The sequence below is a fragment of the Segatella hominis genome, from assembly GCF_019249725.2.
GTDB lineage: Bacteria > Bacteroidota > Bacteroidia > Bacteroidales > Bacteroidaceae > Prevotella.
On record NZ_CP137559.1, the window covers coordinates 2200595 to 2216707 of the forward strand.

Consider the following 16113-nt stretch of genomic DNA (forward strand, 5'->3'; position numbering starts at 1 on the left):
AACATCGAATATAACAAATAAAAAAACAAAAAGATTATGAAAATCAAGAGTTTATTTATCATTGCTTGTGCAATGATGTTTACATTATCATTGTCAGCACAGACAAGAAAAGGTACTACAGCCAAGAGACCAACTACTGCGTCAAAAAGACCTGCACAACAAACAACTTCTAAGCCGATATTGGTGGACTTAGGTTTGCCAAGCGGTACAAAATGGGCTGATAGAAATATTGGTGCAACAAGCGTTACTTCTGTTGGTGGCTATTATTCGTATGGTGAAACTGCAACCAAACAGATTTATACGTCAGATACATACACATTCAAGTCTGACATTACAAATATTGCAGGAACAGAGTATGATGTTGCAACAAAAAAATATGGCAAGGGATGGAGCATTCCTACCGCCGAACAGTGGAAAGAACTGTTTGAGAGCTGTACCCTTGACTATATGGTAATCAACAAACGATATGTTGCGAAATTTACAGGACCAAATGGCAAATCCATTTATCTTTACTTCCCGCCTAATGATATATATGCTAGGATTGGTAACATGGAATTATCTAAACAAGTTTCGGCTAGACTTATGTCAGTTATAACAGAAAATGAGACTTTCGTTAATTTGTCACAACTTGCCCAATATAATGGAATAACCGTAAAAGCGACGGAGGCTCTATATAGAACTGCCAACAAGGAATCCAATGCTCAGATATTAGCAATAATATCCGTTGAAAAAAACGGGAAGGTTAATCCGTCCCTAAAAAACGCAACCGTTCAGAATAGTGATCAAGCGATCGTTGGCCTTCTAGTGCGTCCAGTTTTTAATAGTCCGAAAACAGAAAGTACTGAGGATACAGAACAAGATGAAATAGAACTACCAGAATAAAAACAATATGAAAAGAATACATTATAATATCCTAATAATCTGTTTTGCGCTTTTTAGTTGTATGACTATAAAAGCGCAGAACGCTTCTTCTGTCAAGTCTGCCAAGACTGCTGAGCTCAATGCTTTGCTGAAAACAAAGAAATGGACAATCTCTGATATTGCGGGATTTATTCCATATAACATCTCAATGGTTGACGCATCTTTCAATACATGGCTTAAGAGCAAAGAAATTGTTTTTTATAAAGAAGTCAACGGCCAGAAGAAATTGGTTCTTCCTGAAGAAGTAGACAATGATCTGAAGGCAGACTATAAAGACAAACTTGGAGTGGAAACTCCTGCCAATTACTTTTCAGAATGGAAGAACTTTTTTGCAAAACGTTGTTATGCTCACGGTACTGCAGAATATGTTCTGGCTAAATATCAAAACAAGGAGATAACTCTTAAAGAATGTATTGATAAACTGAAAAATGCAGAAGACCAAAAGAGTTATGTGTCTTATATGAAGAGTTTTGTCTTCTATGCTATGCAGCAAGAGCCTACTGCATGGGATGATCTTAATGGAGCATTGAAGGAAGTTATTGCTAAAAATAAGAAGACTGGTACTTGTCTTGCTTTTATGCTTTGCAGAACCAATAGTGACCCTAAGCAATGGGTGGCTATTATCAAACAAGTTCCCAAACCTTCTAAATTCTATAATGGTAGTGGCGATGATTCGTTTAGAGAAGATGCCACCATTATGACCTCTGCATTGGATAAAATTGAGCCTATAAATTACAAGGATGAATATGGAGGTTGCCTCTCTGGTATAAATCTTTATTTAGACGGAAGAGTTATTATGCGCCGTACTAATGCAAATATACCTATAGCCACTCTTTATTCTGTACAACAAGAGACGGATTGTCTGTCTGCATACAAAGGTCAAGAGTACACGTTCCTATATAATCCAAATGGAGAAAATCTTTATGGATTTTTACAGGAAAAAGGAGGATGCTATCTGAAGTTAAAACCAGTAAAACCTACGCTATGGAGTGCAAATACAAAACGTTTGTCCAGTGAGCAGTTCGAATTAGTGGCTGGTTATAAGCTCAATAGTGCAGGAGATGTTATTGGAGAGTCGTATATAGGAATGTCAAAGCAGCAATTGTCTGAAGAACTCAAAAAGCCTCTCATGGGTTATGAAGATCTAGTCAGTCTTGGTGCTCAGGCTTCTGAGTATAAGAGACAAGAAGAGATAAACAAGGCTGACAATGAGTATATGTATAAGGAGGTAACTCAGCTCAGAAAGAAATATGGAGACAAACCTGTAGATGCGATGATAAAAATAGAGCCTTATGTTGGAATGCCAGAAGGAATCTTGAATGATTATATTGGTACAATAAAAGGTATTAAAGTAAAATTGTTTGAAAGAGTGTATCATTCAGTATGGAACAAATACCAGCTCTGTGGATTGTTACGCAGCTTGGGTAACAATATTACTGTTTGGTGTCTCAACGGAGTGGTTGAACATGTTTATCACGACGGAAGATTATAAAAAAGTGAGTTCTTTGACATTTTCAGATAGTATTAAGGATTGTAAAAACTATGAACAGATAGAGAAGTCTGAAATGAAGAAGAGATGGTTTTAGGCATAATAAGGAAAGCCACCAAGGTCGTTGATAAGTTAGCACATACTTTAGGCTCTACTCGTTACCTATATATAATAAGGTGTAACAAAGGTTACACTACAAATGGAATAAACGGAATGGTCAAAAAAAAGGAAAAAATAACTTTTTTGAAAAAAAATCGACATAGAATTAGGATATATTCATTTATTTCATTATATTTGCAGTGTTAGAAAGTAAAAGTAAATATACCTAATAGATCTTAACATTCTTAACTTAATAACAAAAATAAAGATTATGGAAAAAGAAAAAATTGATCAGTTCATGATGGCAAATGCCAAGTTCTTTCCTCCAATGATGGTAGGTCAGATCAAGGAAAAGTTAGCCACACTCGATGAGGACAAAGAGACCATGTTGATGTCAACAGACTGGAAGAATCCTACAGTAGGATTACTTTTCGCATTCTTCCTTGGTGGTTTAGGTGTTGACCGCTTCTGGCTTGGCGAAACAGGTCTGGGTATAGTCAAAATCATTACTTGTTCAGGAGCAGGTATTTGGGGGCTCATCGACCTGTTCACCGTAGGTAAGAGAACACGTGAATACAACTATAAAAAGTTTATGACGTATTTTTAAACAAGTCATTTGAGGAAGAGCCTTCTGGTTCTTCCTCGTTTATCATCAATACAATATCATTATCCCATAAAAATATATCACTATGAGCGAACAAACCAACATGCTATTAATGACATACAGCAAATACTTTCCAGATGAAAGCATCATGATGCTCAAGCAGAAATTCGATCAGATGGACGAATCGAAGAAATCATTGATGTATTCTCTCCAGTTCAAAGACCCTGTCACAACACTCATCCTGTCACTGTTGGTGGGTAGCTTAGGTATTGACCGTTTCTACATTGGCGACACAGGACTCGGAATAGCCAAGTTGCTGACATGCGGCGGATGTGGCATCTGGACCATCGTCGATTATTTTCTGATTATGAAGAGAACCAAAGAAAAGAACTTTGAGAAATTGATGTCTCTCATCTAAACCTAATGGGCAAACGAGAAACGATTATATTGTCGGCGCTTTACCTATTGGGCATCGCATGGATGTTCATCTACACCCACTACAAGGTAAATATTCTCCTATGCCCCACCAAATGGGCATTGGGAATACCTTGTCCTGGATGCGGGATGACAAGGGCCTTGAGCCTTTTGCTCAAGGGCGACATGGTGGCTGCCGTCACCATGAATCCCAACATCGTGATAGCCTTAGTCGGCATTGTCTTAGCCCCTTTCCTGCTTTTCAGCCAATGGTTTACCAATAGGGATTATATGGGGAGAATCAACTCTTTACTAAATTGCAAGCTGTTTCTTATCCCCTTCTGCACATTCGAAATCATGATATGGGCATACAACATCATGCGCCACATCTAAATATTCATAGGGGCAGTAGGCCTTCGTGGAACAATCTCATCCTCCTCATCTGGAGCAGGAAATCAATCTTTCCATAATCCGTATCTTAAAATCACATTTCATGAGGGAATAATCTATACTTCCGTCACATTTCATGAGGGAATCTAATCATGTTTCCACACATTTTATGAGGGAACGCCCCACTTTTAACTAAATTTAAAGTACATCTTACAAGGTGCTATCGCAATGCATCTATCCCCTTACCCTGCATCATAAGGACTGATTCATATTCTAAATAACGAAGGTGAACCAGCGGAAAATCGAACTGTAATCGTAATCAGTAATCAACTCACGCCAGTGAAATGACGAAGGGGTAGAAAAGGGCCAAAAGCGCTTTATCACAAAAACACAAAGTAAAGTGCCACAAAAATACAAAGTAAAATAGCGTTAAAATACAAAGTAAAACGCCACAAAAATGCAAAATCGCTTGTAGAATCCATTATTTATCATTATCTTTGCAAACAAAAAGCACTGAATATGAAGTATTTAGACAGAATAGCAGACAGAATGCTCCTGCTTCGTCTGGAAGCCTTTGGAGCAGTGCAGATTGTAGGTCCTAAATGGTGCGGCAAAACCACTACGGCCATGCAGCAGTCAAAAAGTGTAATCAAGATGCAAGACCCAGATAAGCGTGAAGGTTATCTGGCGACGGCACGCACCAAACCCTCCTTGCTGCTCAGAGGTGAAACACCACGACTGATAGACGAATGGCAGGTAGCACCGGTATTGTGGGATGCCGTTCGAAATACCGTAGATGAGCGAAATCTGAAAGGCCAATTTATCTTAACCGGTTCTACTGTCGTTGAAGACCATAACGGAGAAATCATGCATACGGGTACAGGGCGTATCTCCAAAATGCCCATGTATCCCATGAGCCTTTATGAGTCAAAAGAATCAACAGGCTCCATATCTTTACGTTCATTGTTTGATGACCCTTCTTACGATATTGATGGATTGCAGTCAGACATGAGTGTGGAGCAACTGATTTATGCCGCTTGCCGAGGCGGTTGGCCTGCATCATTGGACGTCACTTCGCAGGAGGCACAATTGCTGATAGCACAGGATTATGTAAATGTGATTTGCGATGAAGACATATCAAGGGTGGATGGAGTAAGGAGACAGCCTGCATTAGCACGACTCATCATGCGTTCTTATGCCCGAAACATCTGCACCCTTGTCAAGAAATCCAAGATGTTGGCAGATATCACAGTAGAAATGGAGAAAACATCGATGCCCACGTTTGATGATTATCTTTCTGCATTGCAAAGACTGTTTGTCATAGAAGATGTGGAGGCATGGTGTCCGGCTATCCGTTCTGCCGCCGCTATCCGTTCGGGAGCCAAGCGTTGTTTTGTAGATCCTTCCATAGCAGTTGCGGCCTTGGGTATGTCGCCAAGAAGTTTGGAATTAGACCTTCGAACCTTTGGTTTCATATTCGAGTGTATGTGCATTCGCGATTTGAAGGTATATTCGCAAGCCTTGGGTGGCAGAGTCTCTTACTATCACGACCGCTATGGCCTGGAGGCAGATATTGTACTTCATCTTGCGGATGGCCGTTATGCCTTGATAGAATGCAAGTTGGGTAGTCGGGAGATTGACGATGGCGCCAAGCATCTCCTGCAACTACGTAATCTGATTCGTGAGAAAAACAAGGTCGAACATCAGATGCCGCTCAGAGAACCAGACCTGCTGATAGTCATGACTGGGGGCGAAATGGCTTATACAAGAGAAGATGGAGTAAAGGTTATTCCTTTAGCTACATTAAAAAACTGAAGCGATACCGCCGCCCTAACTATCTGTTTTTATATCGTTAAGGCGGTGCTATCGCAATGCATCCTATCCCCCTTACCCCTGCATCCTAATGACTGATTCTTGTTTTAAATGACGAAGATGAACCAGCGGAAAATCGAACTGTAATCGTAATCAGTAATCAGCCCCCCGTCAATGCAATAACTGGAGAAGTGGGATGGCAAGAAATGAGAATACAGAAAAAGGAAAGGTAAAGAATAAACATCCGATGAAAAAAGTAACATCCGTGCTTAAAAATAAAAATAATATTTGGTGATTTCACATAAAAACTATAACTTTGCAACAATAATTTATTAGAAAGTGACTTTGTGATAATGAAAAAACTATTCCTTAGTGCTGCTTTTCTGGCAGCATCGCTCGCATCTCAGGCACAGCAAGCCCCATTGTGGATGCGCTACCCTGCCATCTCGCCTGATGGCAAGACCATCGTTTTCTCCTACAAGGGAGACATCTACAGCGTTCCTGCCACGGGCGGAGAAGCCAGACAGCTCACCACAAATGCTGCTCACGACTCCTACCCCATCTGGAGCCCTGACGGCAAGAAAATAGCCTTCGCTTCCAACCGCGAGGGAAGTTTCGACGTATATGTGATGTCTGCACACGGAGGCGCACCTACACGCATCACCACCAACAGTGAGCGCGAAATTCCAGTTGCCTTCAAGGACAACGACCACGTACTCTTCTCTGCCAACATCATGCCTACCGCTGAGAGCAACCTCTTTGCCAGCCGGGAATTCTCGCAGGTTTACGAGGTAAGCACACAGGGCGGAAGACCGAAACTCTACTCCGTCATCCCGATGGAAGACATCAGCATCAACGGCAAGGGACAGGTGCTCTACCACGACTCCAAGGGATATGAAGACCAGTGGCGCAAGCATCATACTTCGCCTATCACTCGCGACATTTGGATGCTCGACAACGGGAAATACCAGAAGATAACTGCCTTCAAGGGCGAAGACCGCACGCCTGTATGGGCTGCCGATGGTGAGAGTTTCTACTACCTGAGCGAGCAGGCGGGATCCTTCAACATCTATCATCGCAACATCGCTACCGGCAAGGACGTTCAGCTCACCCATGAGAAGAAGAATCCTATCCGATTCCTCACCTCCTCTGCCGACGGACTCCTCTGCTACGGCTACGACGGCGAAATCTACACCGTGAAGGAGGGAGCACAGCCACAGAAGGTGAACATCTCCATCACCGCCGACAATGATGAGCCAAGTCTCGTACGCCAGGTGCGCAGCTGGGGAGCCACAGAGATAGCCCTCTCGCCAGACGCCAAGGAAGTGGCTTTCGTGATGCACGGCGATGTATATGTGACATCCACCGAATACAAGACCACCAAGCGCATCACCGACACGCCGCAGCAGGAGCGCAACGTGAGCTTCTCGCCAGACGGCAGAAGTCTCGTCTATGCCTCTGAGCGCAACGGAGTATGGCAAATATATCAGGCTAAGATCAAGAACGAAAAGGAGAAGAACTTCACCTACTGCACGGATGTGGAGGAGGAGCAGCTCACCAAGACCAATATGACCTCGCAATATCCAGCCTACAGTCCGGACGGCAAGGAAGTGGCCTTCTATGAAGACCGTGCCACCCTGCGCATCATCAATCTGAAGACCAAGGATGTGCGCACCGTGCTCGACGGCAAGTACAACTACTCCTACTCCGATGGCGACATCTGGTTTGAGTGGAGTCCGGACAGCAAGTGGCTCCTCTGCAGCTACATAGGCAACGGCGGATGGAACAATACCGATATCGCACTGGTGAAAGCCGACGGCAAGGAGATGCACAACCTGACCAACAGTGGATATAGCGACGGCAACGGCAAGTGGGTGCTCGGCGGAAAGGCGATGCTTTTCGAAAGCGACCGTGCCGGTTATCGCAGTCATGGTTCATGGGGCGCAGAAAGCGATGCTTATCTCATGTTCTTCGACCTCGATGCCTACGACCGCTTCCGCATGAGCAAGGAGGAACTCGAACTCGCTGAGGCCAACAAGGACGAGAAGGAGAAGAAGGCCGACGAGAAGGAGGAGAAGAAGAAGGAAGACAAGAAAAAGAAAGAGGAGAAGACTGGCAAGATAGAGGTGAACAAGGTGAAACCGCTCGAACTGGACATCGACAACTGCCGCGACCGCATCGTACGACTCACCGTCAACTCATCCCACATGGGTGATGCCATCCTCGATACCAAGGGCGAGAAGATCTACTATCAGGCTTCTTTCGAAGGCGACTACGACCTGTGGTGCCACGACCTGAAGGAGAACAAGACCTCGCTGATGATGAAGGGCATCGGACAGGGCGGATTCGTAGCCGACAAGGATGTGAAGAACCTCTATCTCTGCAACGGCAGCAATATCAAGAAGGTGGAACTCGGTTCGAGATCTACCAAGAATATCGACTTCGAGGCTCCGTTCAACTACAAGCCTGCCGAGGAGCGTCAGTATCTCTTCGACCACGTATGGAGACAGGTGGCTGACAAGTTCTACGACCCTAAGATGCAGGGCGTGGACTGGGAATACTATCGCAAAGTGTATGAGAAGTACTTACCTTATATTAATAATAACTTCGACTTCGCTGAGATGTTGAGCGAGATGCTGGGCGAGCTGAATGCCAGCCATACCGGTTGCCGTTATTATGCCAGCGGAGCCACCCTCTCTACCGCAGCATTGGGCGTATTCCTCGACCCATCCTATGAGGGCGATGGACTGAAGATCAAGGAGATTATCAAGCGCGGTCCTTTTGCCGTGAAGAAGAACGAGGTGACTCCGGGCAGCATCATCGAGAAGATAGACGGCACCGACATCAAGGCAGGCGAGGACTACAATGCGCTGCTCGACGGAAAGGCTGGCAAGAACATCCGCCTCACCATCAAGAACACCAAGGGCAAGCGCTTCGACCTCACCATCAAGGCCATCTCGCAGGGTGCCCAGCAGGAGCTGCTCTACAAGCGATGGGTGGATAGAAACCGTGCCATCGTGGACAGTGTTTCGCACGGCAGAATAGCCTATGTGCACGTGAAGGCGATGAACAGCGAGAGTTTCCGCACCGTATATAGTGAACTGTTGAGCGAGAAGAACCGCACCAAGGATGCCGTCATCGTAGATGAGCGTCACAATGGTGGCGGCTGGTTGCACGACGACCTCTGCACCCTGCTCAGCGGCAAGCAGTACCAGGAATTTGTACCTCACGGCAAGGTAGTGGGCAAGGATCCATTCAACAAGTGGACCAAGCCATCCTGCGTTTTGATCTGCGAGGACGACTACAGCAACGGTCATGGTTTCCCATGGGTATATAAGGAGTTGGGCATCGGCAAGCTGATTGGTGCGCCAGTGGCTGGTACGATGACTGCCGTATGGTGGGAGACCTTGATGGACCGCAGTCTGGTATTCGGTATTCCTCAGGTAGGTTGCCGTGACATGCGTGGCACCTTCGGCGAGAACACCACTCTCCAGCCAGACATCGAGGTATATAATTCTCCAGAGGATTACATCACCGGTCATGATACTCAGCTCATCAGAGCCGTAGAGGAAATGATGAAGAAGTAAGGAAGAGGAACTTCTTCCGTCGGAAAAAGTACCAAAAAGAGGAATTATTCCGTTAAAACAAGGTTTAAAAACAGGAATTATTCTGTTAAAACAAGGGATAAAAACAGGAATTATTCCGTTAAAACAAGGGGTAAAAACAGGAATTATTCCGAAGAATATAATTCAAAAGAGCGTGGTCGCCAATCGGGCAATCACGCTCTTTTATTTCATTATTAACATAAAACATTATAACATATGAAGACTCTCCCATCAAAGAGCCATCTCCTTGAAGAATCAAGAGGGAGAACATCCCCATGATATTGGGAGAGAAATCCTTATCTAATTTAGCAAACTTTCTTCTTCCGCTCGCAAAAGCGCTCGCACTGCGCACAAATATCATATCCCAACATCGCCCCAAGGATGAAATCCTCCTCAGGCGAAAGTTGGCACAATGGTTTAGTAACAATCATACGGATAGCATCTAGGCATTCCTTCTTACCAAAGAAGAGATTCAAACGGTCGTTACCAACCGGCTGAATGATATAATCAATGTTCTGACGCTCTAATCTTGTTATGGCAAAAGACTCATATTTCTTATTGAAGGTATATAACACCAGACGGCGCACGCCCTTCTTATATTCATATATATGATTCATCAGAACCTTCAGATCTACTGGTGTTGCGATTTCCTGCTGCATACTATCCGAATTTATCAAGTTTTTTATCAGGAATCAGAGATTTCAATGATTTAAAAATCCACGAACCAAAATGACTCAAGATTCTATAGTCAGAGATTTCAATGATTCCTGAAAAATTATTATTTTTAAATACTAAAGTGCTGGTTTGATAGCCTCAATCCAGGCATCGATGCGCTCCTCGGTCTTATCATCCTCGTTCACATCATCAAGAGCGAGTCCCAGGAACTTGTCTCCCTCCACAGCCTCACTATCATCAAAGGTATATCCGTCTGTAGAAACACCAGGCAATACGGTAGCACCAGCCTCCACAGCAGCATCATAGAGTTCCTTCATACCGCCGCAGAATGTGTCAGAATATGACTCGCTGTCGCCACAACCGAAGAGAGCCACAGTCTTGCCAGCCAATCCAGCACTCTTAAGCGTCTTCACGCCGTCATACCAGTCATCCTGCATCTCGCCTGCACCCCATGTAGAAGTACCGAGAAGGAGATTCTCGTGACTTGCGATAGTAGCCTCATCGATGTTAGCTACATCTACAGTTTCCACGCCCAACTTAGAGGCGATGGTTTCGGCAATCGACTGGCATGAGCCAGTAGAAGAGCCATAAATTACGATAGTTGTTTTCATTTGTCCTTAATCTCTTTTAGTTACATTTATTTTCGGGTGCAAAGATACTGCCTTTTCCCTTTATCTGCAATACCTAAAAATGATGGTTTCGGGAAAATACCTAGATATGGGGATAGGAGAAAAGTTTTAGGATGGTTTATCCTAAAAAAAAATAGTATCTTCGCAGCAAATATCAATGACCAATATCCTAAGTATATCCTTACACTTGATGAAGACCCTACTGCCGATTACAACGGTATCAAGAGAATCAATGCCATAAGATGGCTGATGGGAGAAACAGAGTTGAACCAAAAGAAAGTTTGGAAGTGACCTCTATGAGGTCACTTCTTCGTTCTGTTGGGTGCTTTCAGCCAGATATTCTGAGTATATCGCATACCTCTCAGATAGTGACACCAAGAATAACTGAAAACCTTATTTCGCAACCAAGAATATTCGAAAAATACCCTGTTGACTGCTTTAACCCTGAATTGTCCAGAATATGCAGCAGGATTCTTCACTGTCCAATACCAACAGTTGTGTAGGTTGATTGTGTTACGAGACACCAATGGAGCCTCATGCATCTTAGCCTTGAACCCGTTTGATGTCACCGGAGCATCCGCCACATCATAATTCCACCGTGCTCTTCCACTTCCACCATCCAAGGATTTGTTTGTTATAGTCACATCAGAAACATTCATTGTATAGCTTTCGGATATTGAGCCTCCTGCACTAAATCCAGCACTTGGTCCAGAAGTATCAAGCCCGATATTACCTCCAAAATCAACACTATATCCCGAAGTTGTACTATACGAACCTTCAGAAGTCGCAGGTCTAGGATCATGCACAAAGACTTCTGTTGGTGAGAAGCTTCCACCGTTTGGTTTAAAGATTTCGTGGTCATTGTCAATCTCTCCCAAGTAAAAACCATAGCATGTACCCTTGTTTTCCTTCCATTTATCAGAAAGCATCATCGTCGAATTGTTTCCAAGGATTTCTTGATGTACCATATAGTAATCCATGTTTTGATCAAAAGAGTACACTGCATATATGGTATATGTTACTTGGTACAATGCGGAGCGACCTTTAGCCTTGTCATGCCCTGGATACGTCGGGTAATATATGTACGTAATTGTCTGCGCCTTTGTCATGGAATGAATATCGTTTGAGCCACCGTTGGTATTGGGCTCGCTTACAACAGCTTGTTTTTCTATCCATGTGGCTACGGCATCTGCAAATAAACCATATGTGTAAGGCGTGTGCTCTTGGGAAAGATTGGCTTCTGCAAGCTCTGTCCTTGTGGTATCACCGTCCTCTTTGATTACCACTGACGATATTTGAGCCTCATCTGAGTCGTTCAGATCTTCGAGATGCATTTCTCCTCCCTTCTTATTGAAAGCATAAATATCATTGAAGTGCCCATTGCCATCATCGTCGTCATAGTCGTGCATAAGCGCATCTCCCAGTTTATATTTTTTTAGTCTTTCCATTGTGGCCTTCGACGGTTCAGTTATGGCTATTACGCCTCCTTTGTCATAAACCTGTTTCACTTTCTCCAACATATCGCCATCAATGGTCAAGGCGGTTTCGTTGTCGAGAACCACCACCCTCACGCTATTGTCATTTATTGACACGTTCTTTGTCAGGCGGTTTACAAGAGCAGAACCTGCTTCCTTAAAATTGTTACCCAACACTGCCGTTGGCAAATTGAGCTTAACGGAAAGTTGATCGGTCTTTGGCAGGACTTCTCCTGTTGGTGCGTCAAGTTCTTCCCAAGATTCGCTATCATCAGAACATGAGCAACATAACGAAGTCAACATTACCAAACACAACACAGACTTTACAAAAAACTTCATTTTCATTCTTATATTATAGTTCATATTTTAAAGAATTAAATGATTAAAGAATTCACTGGCAGCCTTATCAAGATTTTCTGCCTATTTTAAGTTGAACGTAAATTTATTCTTATAGTCTCGATTCACACAGACCGTAGCCTTGCGCTGAGAAAGATTATACACCACCGACCACTGGGTATGGCTCGTAGGATTGCCCGGAGTTTCTGCCTGACTCACGCCATTGAGCAGATTCATGGCTCCTTCCTCAGACAACTGATTGTTGTTCTGCTTGATGACGAATTCCATCATGTCATAGCGGGTCTTGCCGTGGTTCGAGAGCTTCGGACCTTTATCAGAACATGCCATGGTTTCAGATACATAGAAGTTGCTGGCATAGCGCTTTTCTATCACCTCGCGGGTGTTTGGTAAGATGTCAGGATATTTAAAATAAGTTTTGCCATCCTCACCCGTATATTCATCGTCTATGTACATCTTGCTCTGATGATCCTTGTCATACACGAATTCTACGATGGCATAACGGCCCGTGGCATCTGCCATGTAGAAATGATAGTTGCCGTCGTTATCCGGTATCCAGAGGTCATATCCGTCCAGAATCTTGAGAGCTTCATCCACAGTTCTGGCATGATCCAACATCATGCGCAAGGCAACGGTTGTAGTCAATTTCTTTCCCGTACTAGCCTGCTGGGTCGGTTTGCCGTCGAGATGGAGCACGGAAACGGCAAAGCCAGCCTCGTTCATACCGTCCATCAGGAGATATGGGAATGCCATGATATAGGATAGGTCTTGCGTCTTATTCTTCTCAAACTCAGCCTTGTTATATAGGATGTAATGCCAGAGATCCTGTCGGTAACCTATCCAGTAGGCATCCACCATACTGATGGATTTCAGTCCGCCTTTGGGTGCCGTACGAACCAGGGCAGCTGCTATCGGTTCGTTATCATGGGAGTAATCAAAGTTGCGCCCCATCAGATAATCGCCCGTATCGGGTGTCGTCACGGCAAAGGCACTGCAGCCTGCATCCAGCTTAACCCTTGCCTTGAGCCAGGATGGCGTCTTGTCGCAGAGGGTTTTCAATACGGCACCAATCAGATGGGTGTTGTCGGTGAGATTGAATCCTGATATGGTAGGGAGTTTGTAATCCTCCGTATAGTCAAGATAGAAGAATCTTCCGTCTTTCAAGTCCTGGATAGACCTTACCATCTCCAGTTTCTTGGCATCGGTCAGCAGACTGGCCGGTACGTCCTGATAGTGAGCCTGGTTGTATACTTCTTCAGGGTCATCATCGCTGCACGAAGACACCATAACCATGAAGAAGGTAAAGCAGAAAGTTAAGCATGCAAACATTAGCCACTGAATGTGCTTGCTGTTGAAAGTATTGTTTCTTTTCATAATTAGTGATATTTAAGAGATGAATGATTCATTTTATTTTTCGATGCAAAAGTAATGGAAAATAAGGTTCGATATGGGAAAAACTACCCTGAAAAATACTGATTTTTTAGGAAAACGGGAAAAAATAACCTCAAAAACCGTCAAAATCACAGATTTTTATTATCTTTGCACAATAATAAAGCAATGCCAAGCAAAGCTAAGCAATGCAAGGTTATGCTAAGCAATTCATCTATCAATAATGAATATATCCCTACGGAGTATGAAAGCAAAGAACTCAATAAGAACCAAGTTACGCAGGTTGGGATTCTCCTTGCTGAAGAGGGAATCCAATTACCTCGATCGCCAGCGCCAGTGGCTTCTGGTATGTTTTGCCGTGATGCTTTATCTAGGCATCCTGTCTAATATCCTGGGGTTGTCGGGAGCCTTCGATCCATTTTTTACAGCATCTAACATCGTCTTTCTGGTAGTTGTGGTGTCCTCGTTCGCTGCCTATCTCTTGGGTAAGATAGGGGTGGTGAAAGGGATAACCTTCCTTGCAGTAGCAACCCAGGTTTTCATAGGCATGGATATTCTGTATAGTGCCTTCGTGCCTACATTGAAAGATAATACGATGGTAATTCTCATCAACATGCTCATTCTTGCCGGCAACATGTTTTTCTCGCTGGCAGCTTATCAGGCTCGTCTTACCCGCTGGCTGGTAGGCATAGCCTTGGGAGTTTATCTAGTCTGTGTGATAGTTACGGGCAATGAATCGCTGCGTAATTATTTCTTTATGATGCTGTTGATACTGCTGTTTATCAGTGTGCTGAGTCTGGGCATTGCCAGGAATGGCGAGTATCTGGTAAATGCCAATAAAATATTGCAGCGAGAAGAGGAGGAACTGCTCCAGGTGTTGAGAATCAACAAGAAGCAGATTAAGGCATACGTGGCATTGGCCAAGGAGCGGCATGATGTGAAGCTGACCGAGCATTTGCTGGATTTGCTGGGTGAGGCATCGCAGAAGAATGTGATAGATAATGTATTGCAGTATATTCAGACCCGGGAATTGAGCAAGCAGAATCTGGAGCGTGTTTTTCCGGAATTGAGTTCATCTGAGAGGGAAATCTGTTATCTCATTCTGCAGAATAAGAAGTTGAGTGAAATCGGTATCCTGCTCAATAAGACAGAATCCAATATCACCACCCAGCGTGGCAATATCCGAAAGAAGCTGGGGATGAATCCTTCTGATAATCTGCAGAAGGTATTGGAAAAGAGGATAAGGGAATGAAAGATTTTGCAGCAATAGATTTCGAAACGGCCAACCAGCAGCGTACAAGCGTCTGCTCGGTGGGCATTGTGATAGTGAGGGATGGTGAGATTGCAGACAGCTTCTACAGCCTCATCAAGCCCGAACCAGAATATTACTCTTATTGGAACACGCGGGTTCACGGGTTAACTCTGGAAGACACGATGAATGCGGATGTCTTCCCGAAAGTCTGGGCAGAGATTGCGCCCAAGATAGAAGGTCTGCCCCTGGTAGCCCACAATGCCTCCTTCGACGAAGGCTGCCTGAAGGCCGTATTCCAGACGTATCAGATGGAATACCCCGGCTATGAATTCCATTGCACCTGCCGTGCCTCCCGAAGAAAGCTGGGCTCTCTCCTACCCAACCATCAGCTCCAGACCGTAGCCGCCTATTGCGGTTACGACCTCACCATGCACCACAACGCCTTGGCAGATGCCGAAGCCTGTGCCTGGATAGCAAGAGAGCTGCTATAAATAACCACAAATTTCGTATGCTGCGAAAAAAATGTGGCAATATTGCCAAAAAATCTTCGCAAAGAGAATTAATAGTCTATATCTTGCCGATAAAGTATTAAAAAGCATAATTGCGGCAGAATATAAACTGGAAGGTTATAAGATGCCAAAGTCCTGGATGGAAGCGTTCTTCTTGCTTGAACAGTTGCTACAAGGCCAAGACAAGGGCGAACGGCAAGTCATATTCATTGACGAACTTCCATGGATGGATACCCCTCGTTCTGGATTTCTCCCAGCCTTCGAGAACTTCAGAAATGGCTGGTGTAGTGGTAGGGACAATATCATGCTTGTGGTTTGCGGTAGTGCTACTTCCTGGATTCTCAGTAATCTATCAAGAAGCAAAGGAGGACTCTACGGACGCTTGACTGCAGAAATCAAGTTCTCACCCTTCACCACCACTTTTTCCTTTACCTTTAGAAGCGATACCTATTTCCTACATAATACTTGATTTTTAACACATTACAATATTATAAAA

The 16113-nt window shown here is 44.1% G+C and carries 14 protein-coding genes; 10 read left to right on the forward strand and 4 right to left on the reverse strand.

Features of this window, described 5'->3' with window-relative positions; genetic code table 11:
• Positions 1–36 precede the first annotated feature (36 nt).
• From KUA50_RS09110 to KUA50_RS09140, 7 genes are all read left to right on the forward strand, one after another.
• Entirely contained in the window at positions 37–882 is an 846-nt protein-coding gene (locus tag KUA50_RS09110) for a hypothetical protein (RefSeq protein ID WP_218457649.1), read from the forward strand.
• Between the two features lie 7 nt (positions 883–889).
• Entirely contained in the window at positions 890–2413 is a 1524-nt protein-coding gene (locus KUA50_RS09115) for a hypothetical protein (RefSeq protein ID WP_218457650.1), read from the forward strand.
• Positions 2414–2780: 367 nt separating this feature from the next.
• Positions 2781–3116 (forward strand): TM2 domain-containing protein, encoded by a 336-nt coding sequence (locus tag KUA50_RS09120; protein ID WP_218457651.1) that lies wholly within the window; start codon positions 2781–2783, stop codon positions 3114–3116.
• Positions 3117–3198: 82 nt separating this feature from the next.
• On the forward strand, positions 3199–3531 hold the full coding sequence (locus KUA50_RS09125) for a TM2 domain-containing protein (RefSeq protein ID WP_218457652.1): 333 nt from the start codon (positions 3199–3201) through the stop codon (positions 3529–3531).
• 5 nt (positions 3532–3536) lie between these two features.
• Positions 3537–3920, forward strand: coding sequence for a DUF2752 domain-containing protein (locus KUA50_RS09130; RefSeq protein ID WP_218457653.1), 384 nt, complete (start codon positions 3537–3539; stop codon positions 3918–3920).
• Positions 3921–4436: 516 nt separating this feature from the next.
• Complete coding sequence (locus KUA50_RS09135; RefSeq protein ID WP_218457654.1) at positions 4437–5732, forward strand: ATP-binding protein; 1296 nt, start codon at positions 4437–4439, stop codon at positions 5730–5732.
• A 350-nt stretch (positions 5733–6082) separates the two neighbouring features.
• On the forward strand, positions 6083–9316 hold the full coding sequence (locus KUA50_RS09140; RefSeq protein WP_218457655.1) for a S41 family peptidase: 3234 nt from the start codon (positions 6083–6085) through the stop codon (positions 9314–9316).
• 323 nt (positions 9317–9639) lie between these two features.
• On the opposite strand, the gene KUA50_RS09145 is transcribed toward KUA50_RS09140, so the two are convergent.
• From KUA50_RS09145 to KUA50_RS09160, 4 genes are all read right to left on the reverse strand, one after another.
• The gene (locus KUA50_RS09145; RefSeq protein ID WP_218457685.1) at positions 9640–9993 is read right to left on the reverse strand and encodes a DUF2023 family protein; all 354 of its coding nucleotides are present in this window, start codon (positions 9991–9993) and stop codon (positions 9640–9642) included.
• A 132-nt stretch (positions 9994–10125) separates the two neighbouring features.
• On the reverse strand, positions 10126–10620 hold the full coding sequence (gene fldA / locus KUA50_RS09150; RefSeq protein ID WP_218457656.1) for a flavodoxin FldA: 495 nt from the start codon (positions 10618–10620) through the stop codon (positions 10126–10128).
• A 320-nt stretch (positions 10621–10940) separates the two neighbouring features.
• A complete protein-coding gene (locus tag KUA50_RS09155; RefSeq protein ID WP_218457657.1) occupies positions 10941–12452 on the reverse strand; it encodes a hypothetical protein in 1512 nt (503 codons plus the stop codon).
• 81 nt (positions 12453–12533) lie between these two features.
• Positions 12534–13841: a carcinine hydrolase/isopenicillin-N N-acyltransferase family protein gene (locus KUA50_RS09160; RefSeq protein ID WP_218457658.1), complete on the reverse strand. Its 1308-nt coding sequence runs from the start codon at positions 13839–13841 to the stop codon at positions 12534–12536.
• 259 nt (positions 13842–14100) lie between these two features.
• On the opposite strand from KUA50_RS09160, the gene KUA50_RS09165 reads away from it, so the two are divergent.
• From KUA50_RS09165 to KUA50_RS09175, 3 genes are all read left to right on the forward strand, one after another.
• Positions 14101–15108, forward strand: coding sequence for a helix-turn-helix transcriptional regulator (locus KUA50_RS09165; RefSeq protein ID WP_218457659.1), 1008 nt, complete (start codon positions 14101–14103; stop codon positions 15106–15108).
• Positions 15105–15599: a 3'-5' exonuclease gene (locus tag KUA50_RS09170; RefSeq protein ID WP_218457660.1), complete on the forward strand. Its 495-nt coding sequence runs from the start codon at positions 15105–15107 to the stop codon at positions 15597–15599. The genes KUA50_RS09165 and KUA50_RS09170 overlap by 4 nt, the downstream gene beginning before the upstream one ends.
• 142 nt (positions 15600–15741) lie before the next feature.
• Complete coding sequence (locus KUA50_RS09175; RefSeq protein WP_218457661.1) at positions 15742–16086, forward strand: hypothetical protein; 345 nt, start codon at positions 15742–15744, stop codon at positions 16084–16086.
• Positions 16087–16113 lie beyond the last annotated feature (27 nt).

Bases quoted from the DNA above. Each gene is read 5' to 3' on its own strand.
- KUA50_RS09110 (WP_218457649.1), top strand. From the start codon at position 37: ATGAAAATCAAGAGTTTATTTATCATTGCTTGTGCAATGATGTTTACA.
- KUA50_RS09115 (WP_218457650.1), top strand. From the start codon at position 890: ATGAAAAGAATACATTATAATATCCTAATAATCTGTTTTGCGCTTTTT.
- KUA50_RS09120 (WP_218457651.1), top strand. From the start codon at position 2,781: ATGGAAAAAGAAAAAATTGATCAGTTCATGATGGCAAATGCCAAGTTC.
- KUA50_RS09125 (WP_218457652.1), top strand. From the start codon at position 3,199: ATGAGCGAACAAACCAACATGCTATTAATGACATACAGCAAATACTTT.
- KUA50_RS09130 (WP_218457653.1), top strand. From the start codon at position 3,537: ATGGGCAAACGAGAAACGATTATATTGTCGGCGCTTTACCTATTGGGC.
- KUA50_RS09135 (WP_218457654.1), top strand. From the start codon at position 4,437: ATGAAGTATTTAGACAGAATAGCAGACAGAATGCTCCTGCTTCGTCTG.
- KUA50_RS09140 (WP_218457655.1), top strand. From the start codon at position 6,083: ATGAAAAAACTATTCCTTAGTGCTGCTTTTCTGGCAGCATCGCTCGCA.
- KUA50_RS09145 (WP_218457685.1), bottom strand. From the start codon at position 9,993: ATGCAGCAGGAAATCGCAACACCAGTAGATCTGAAGGTTCTGATGAAT.
- fldA (WP_218457656.1), bottom strand. From the start codon at position 10,620: ATGAAAACAACTATCGTAATTTATGGCTCTTCTACTGGCTCATGCCAG.
- KUA50_RS09155 (WP_218457657.1), bottom strand. From the start codon at position 12,452: ATGAAGTTTTTTGTAAAGTCTGTGTTGTGTTTGGTAATGTTGACTTCG.
- KUA50_RS09160 (WP_218457658.1), bottom strand. From the start codon at position 13,841: ATGAAAAGAAACAATACTTTCAACAGCAAGCACATTCAGTGGCTAATG.
- KUA50_RS09165 (WP_218457659.1), top strand. From the start codon at position 14,101: ATGAAAGCAAAGAACTCAATAAGAACCAAGTTACGCAGGTTGGGATTC.
- KUA50_RS09170 (WP_218457660.1), top strand. From the start codon at position 15,105: ATGAAAGATTTTGCAGCAATAGATTTCGAAACGGCCAACCAGCAGCGT.
- KUA50_RS09175 (WP_218457661.1), top strand. From the start codon at position 15,742: ATGCCAAAGTCCTGGATGGAAGCGTTCTTCTTGCTTGAACAGTTGCTA.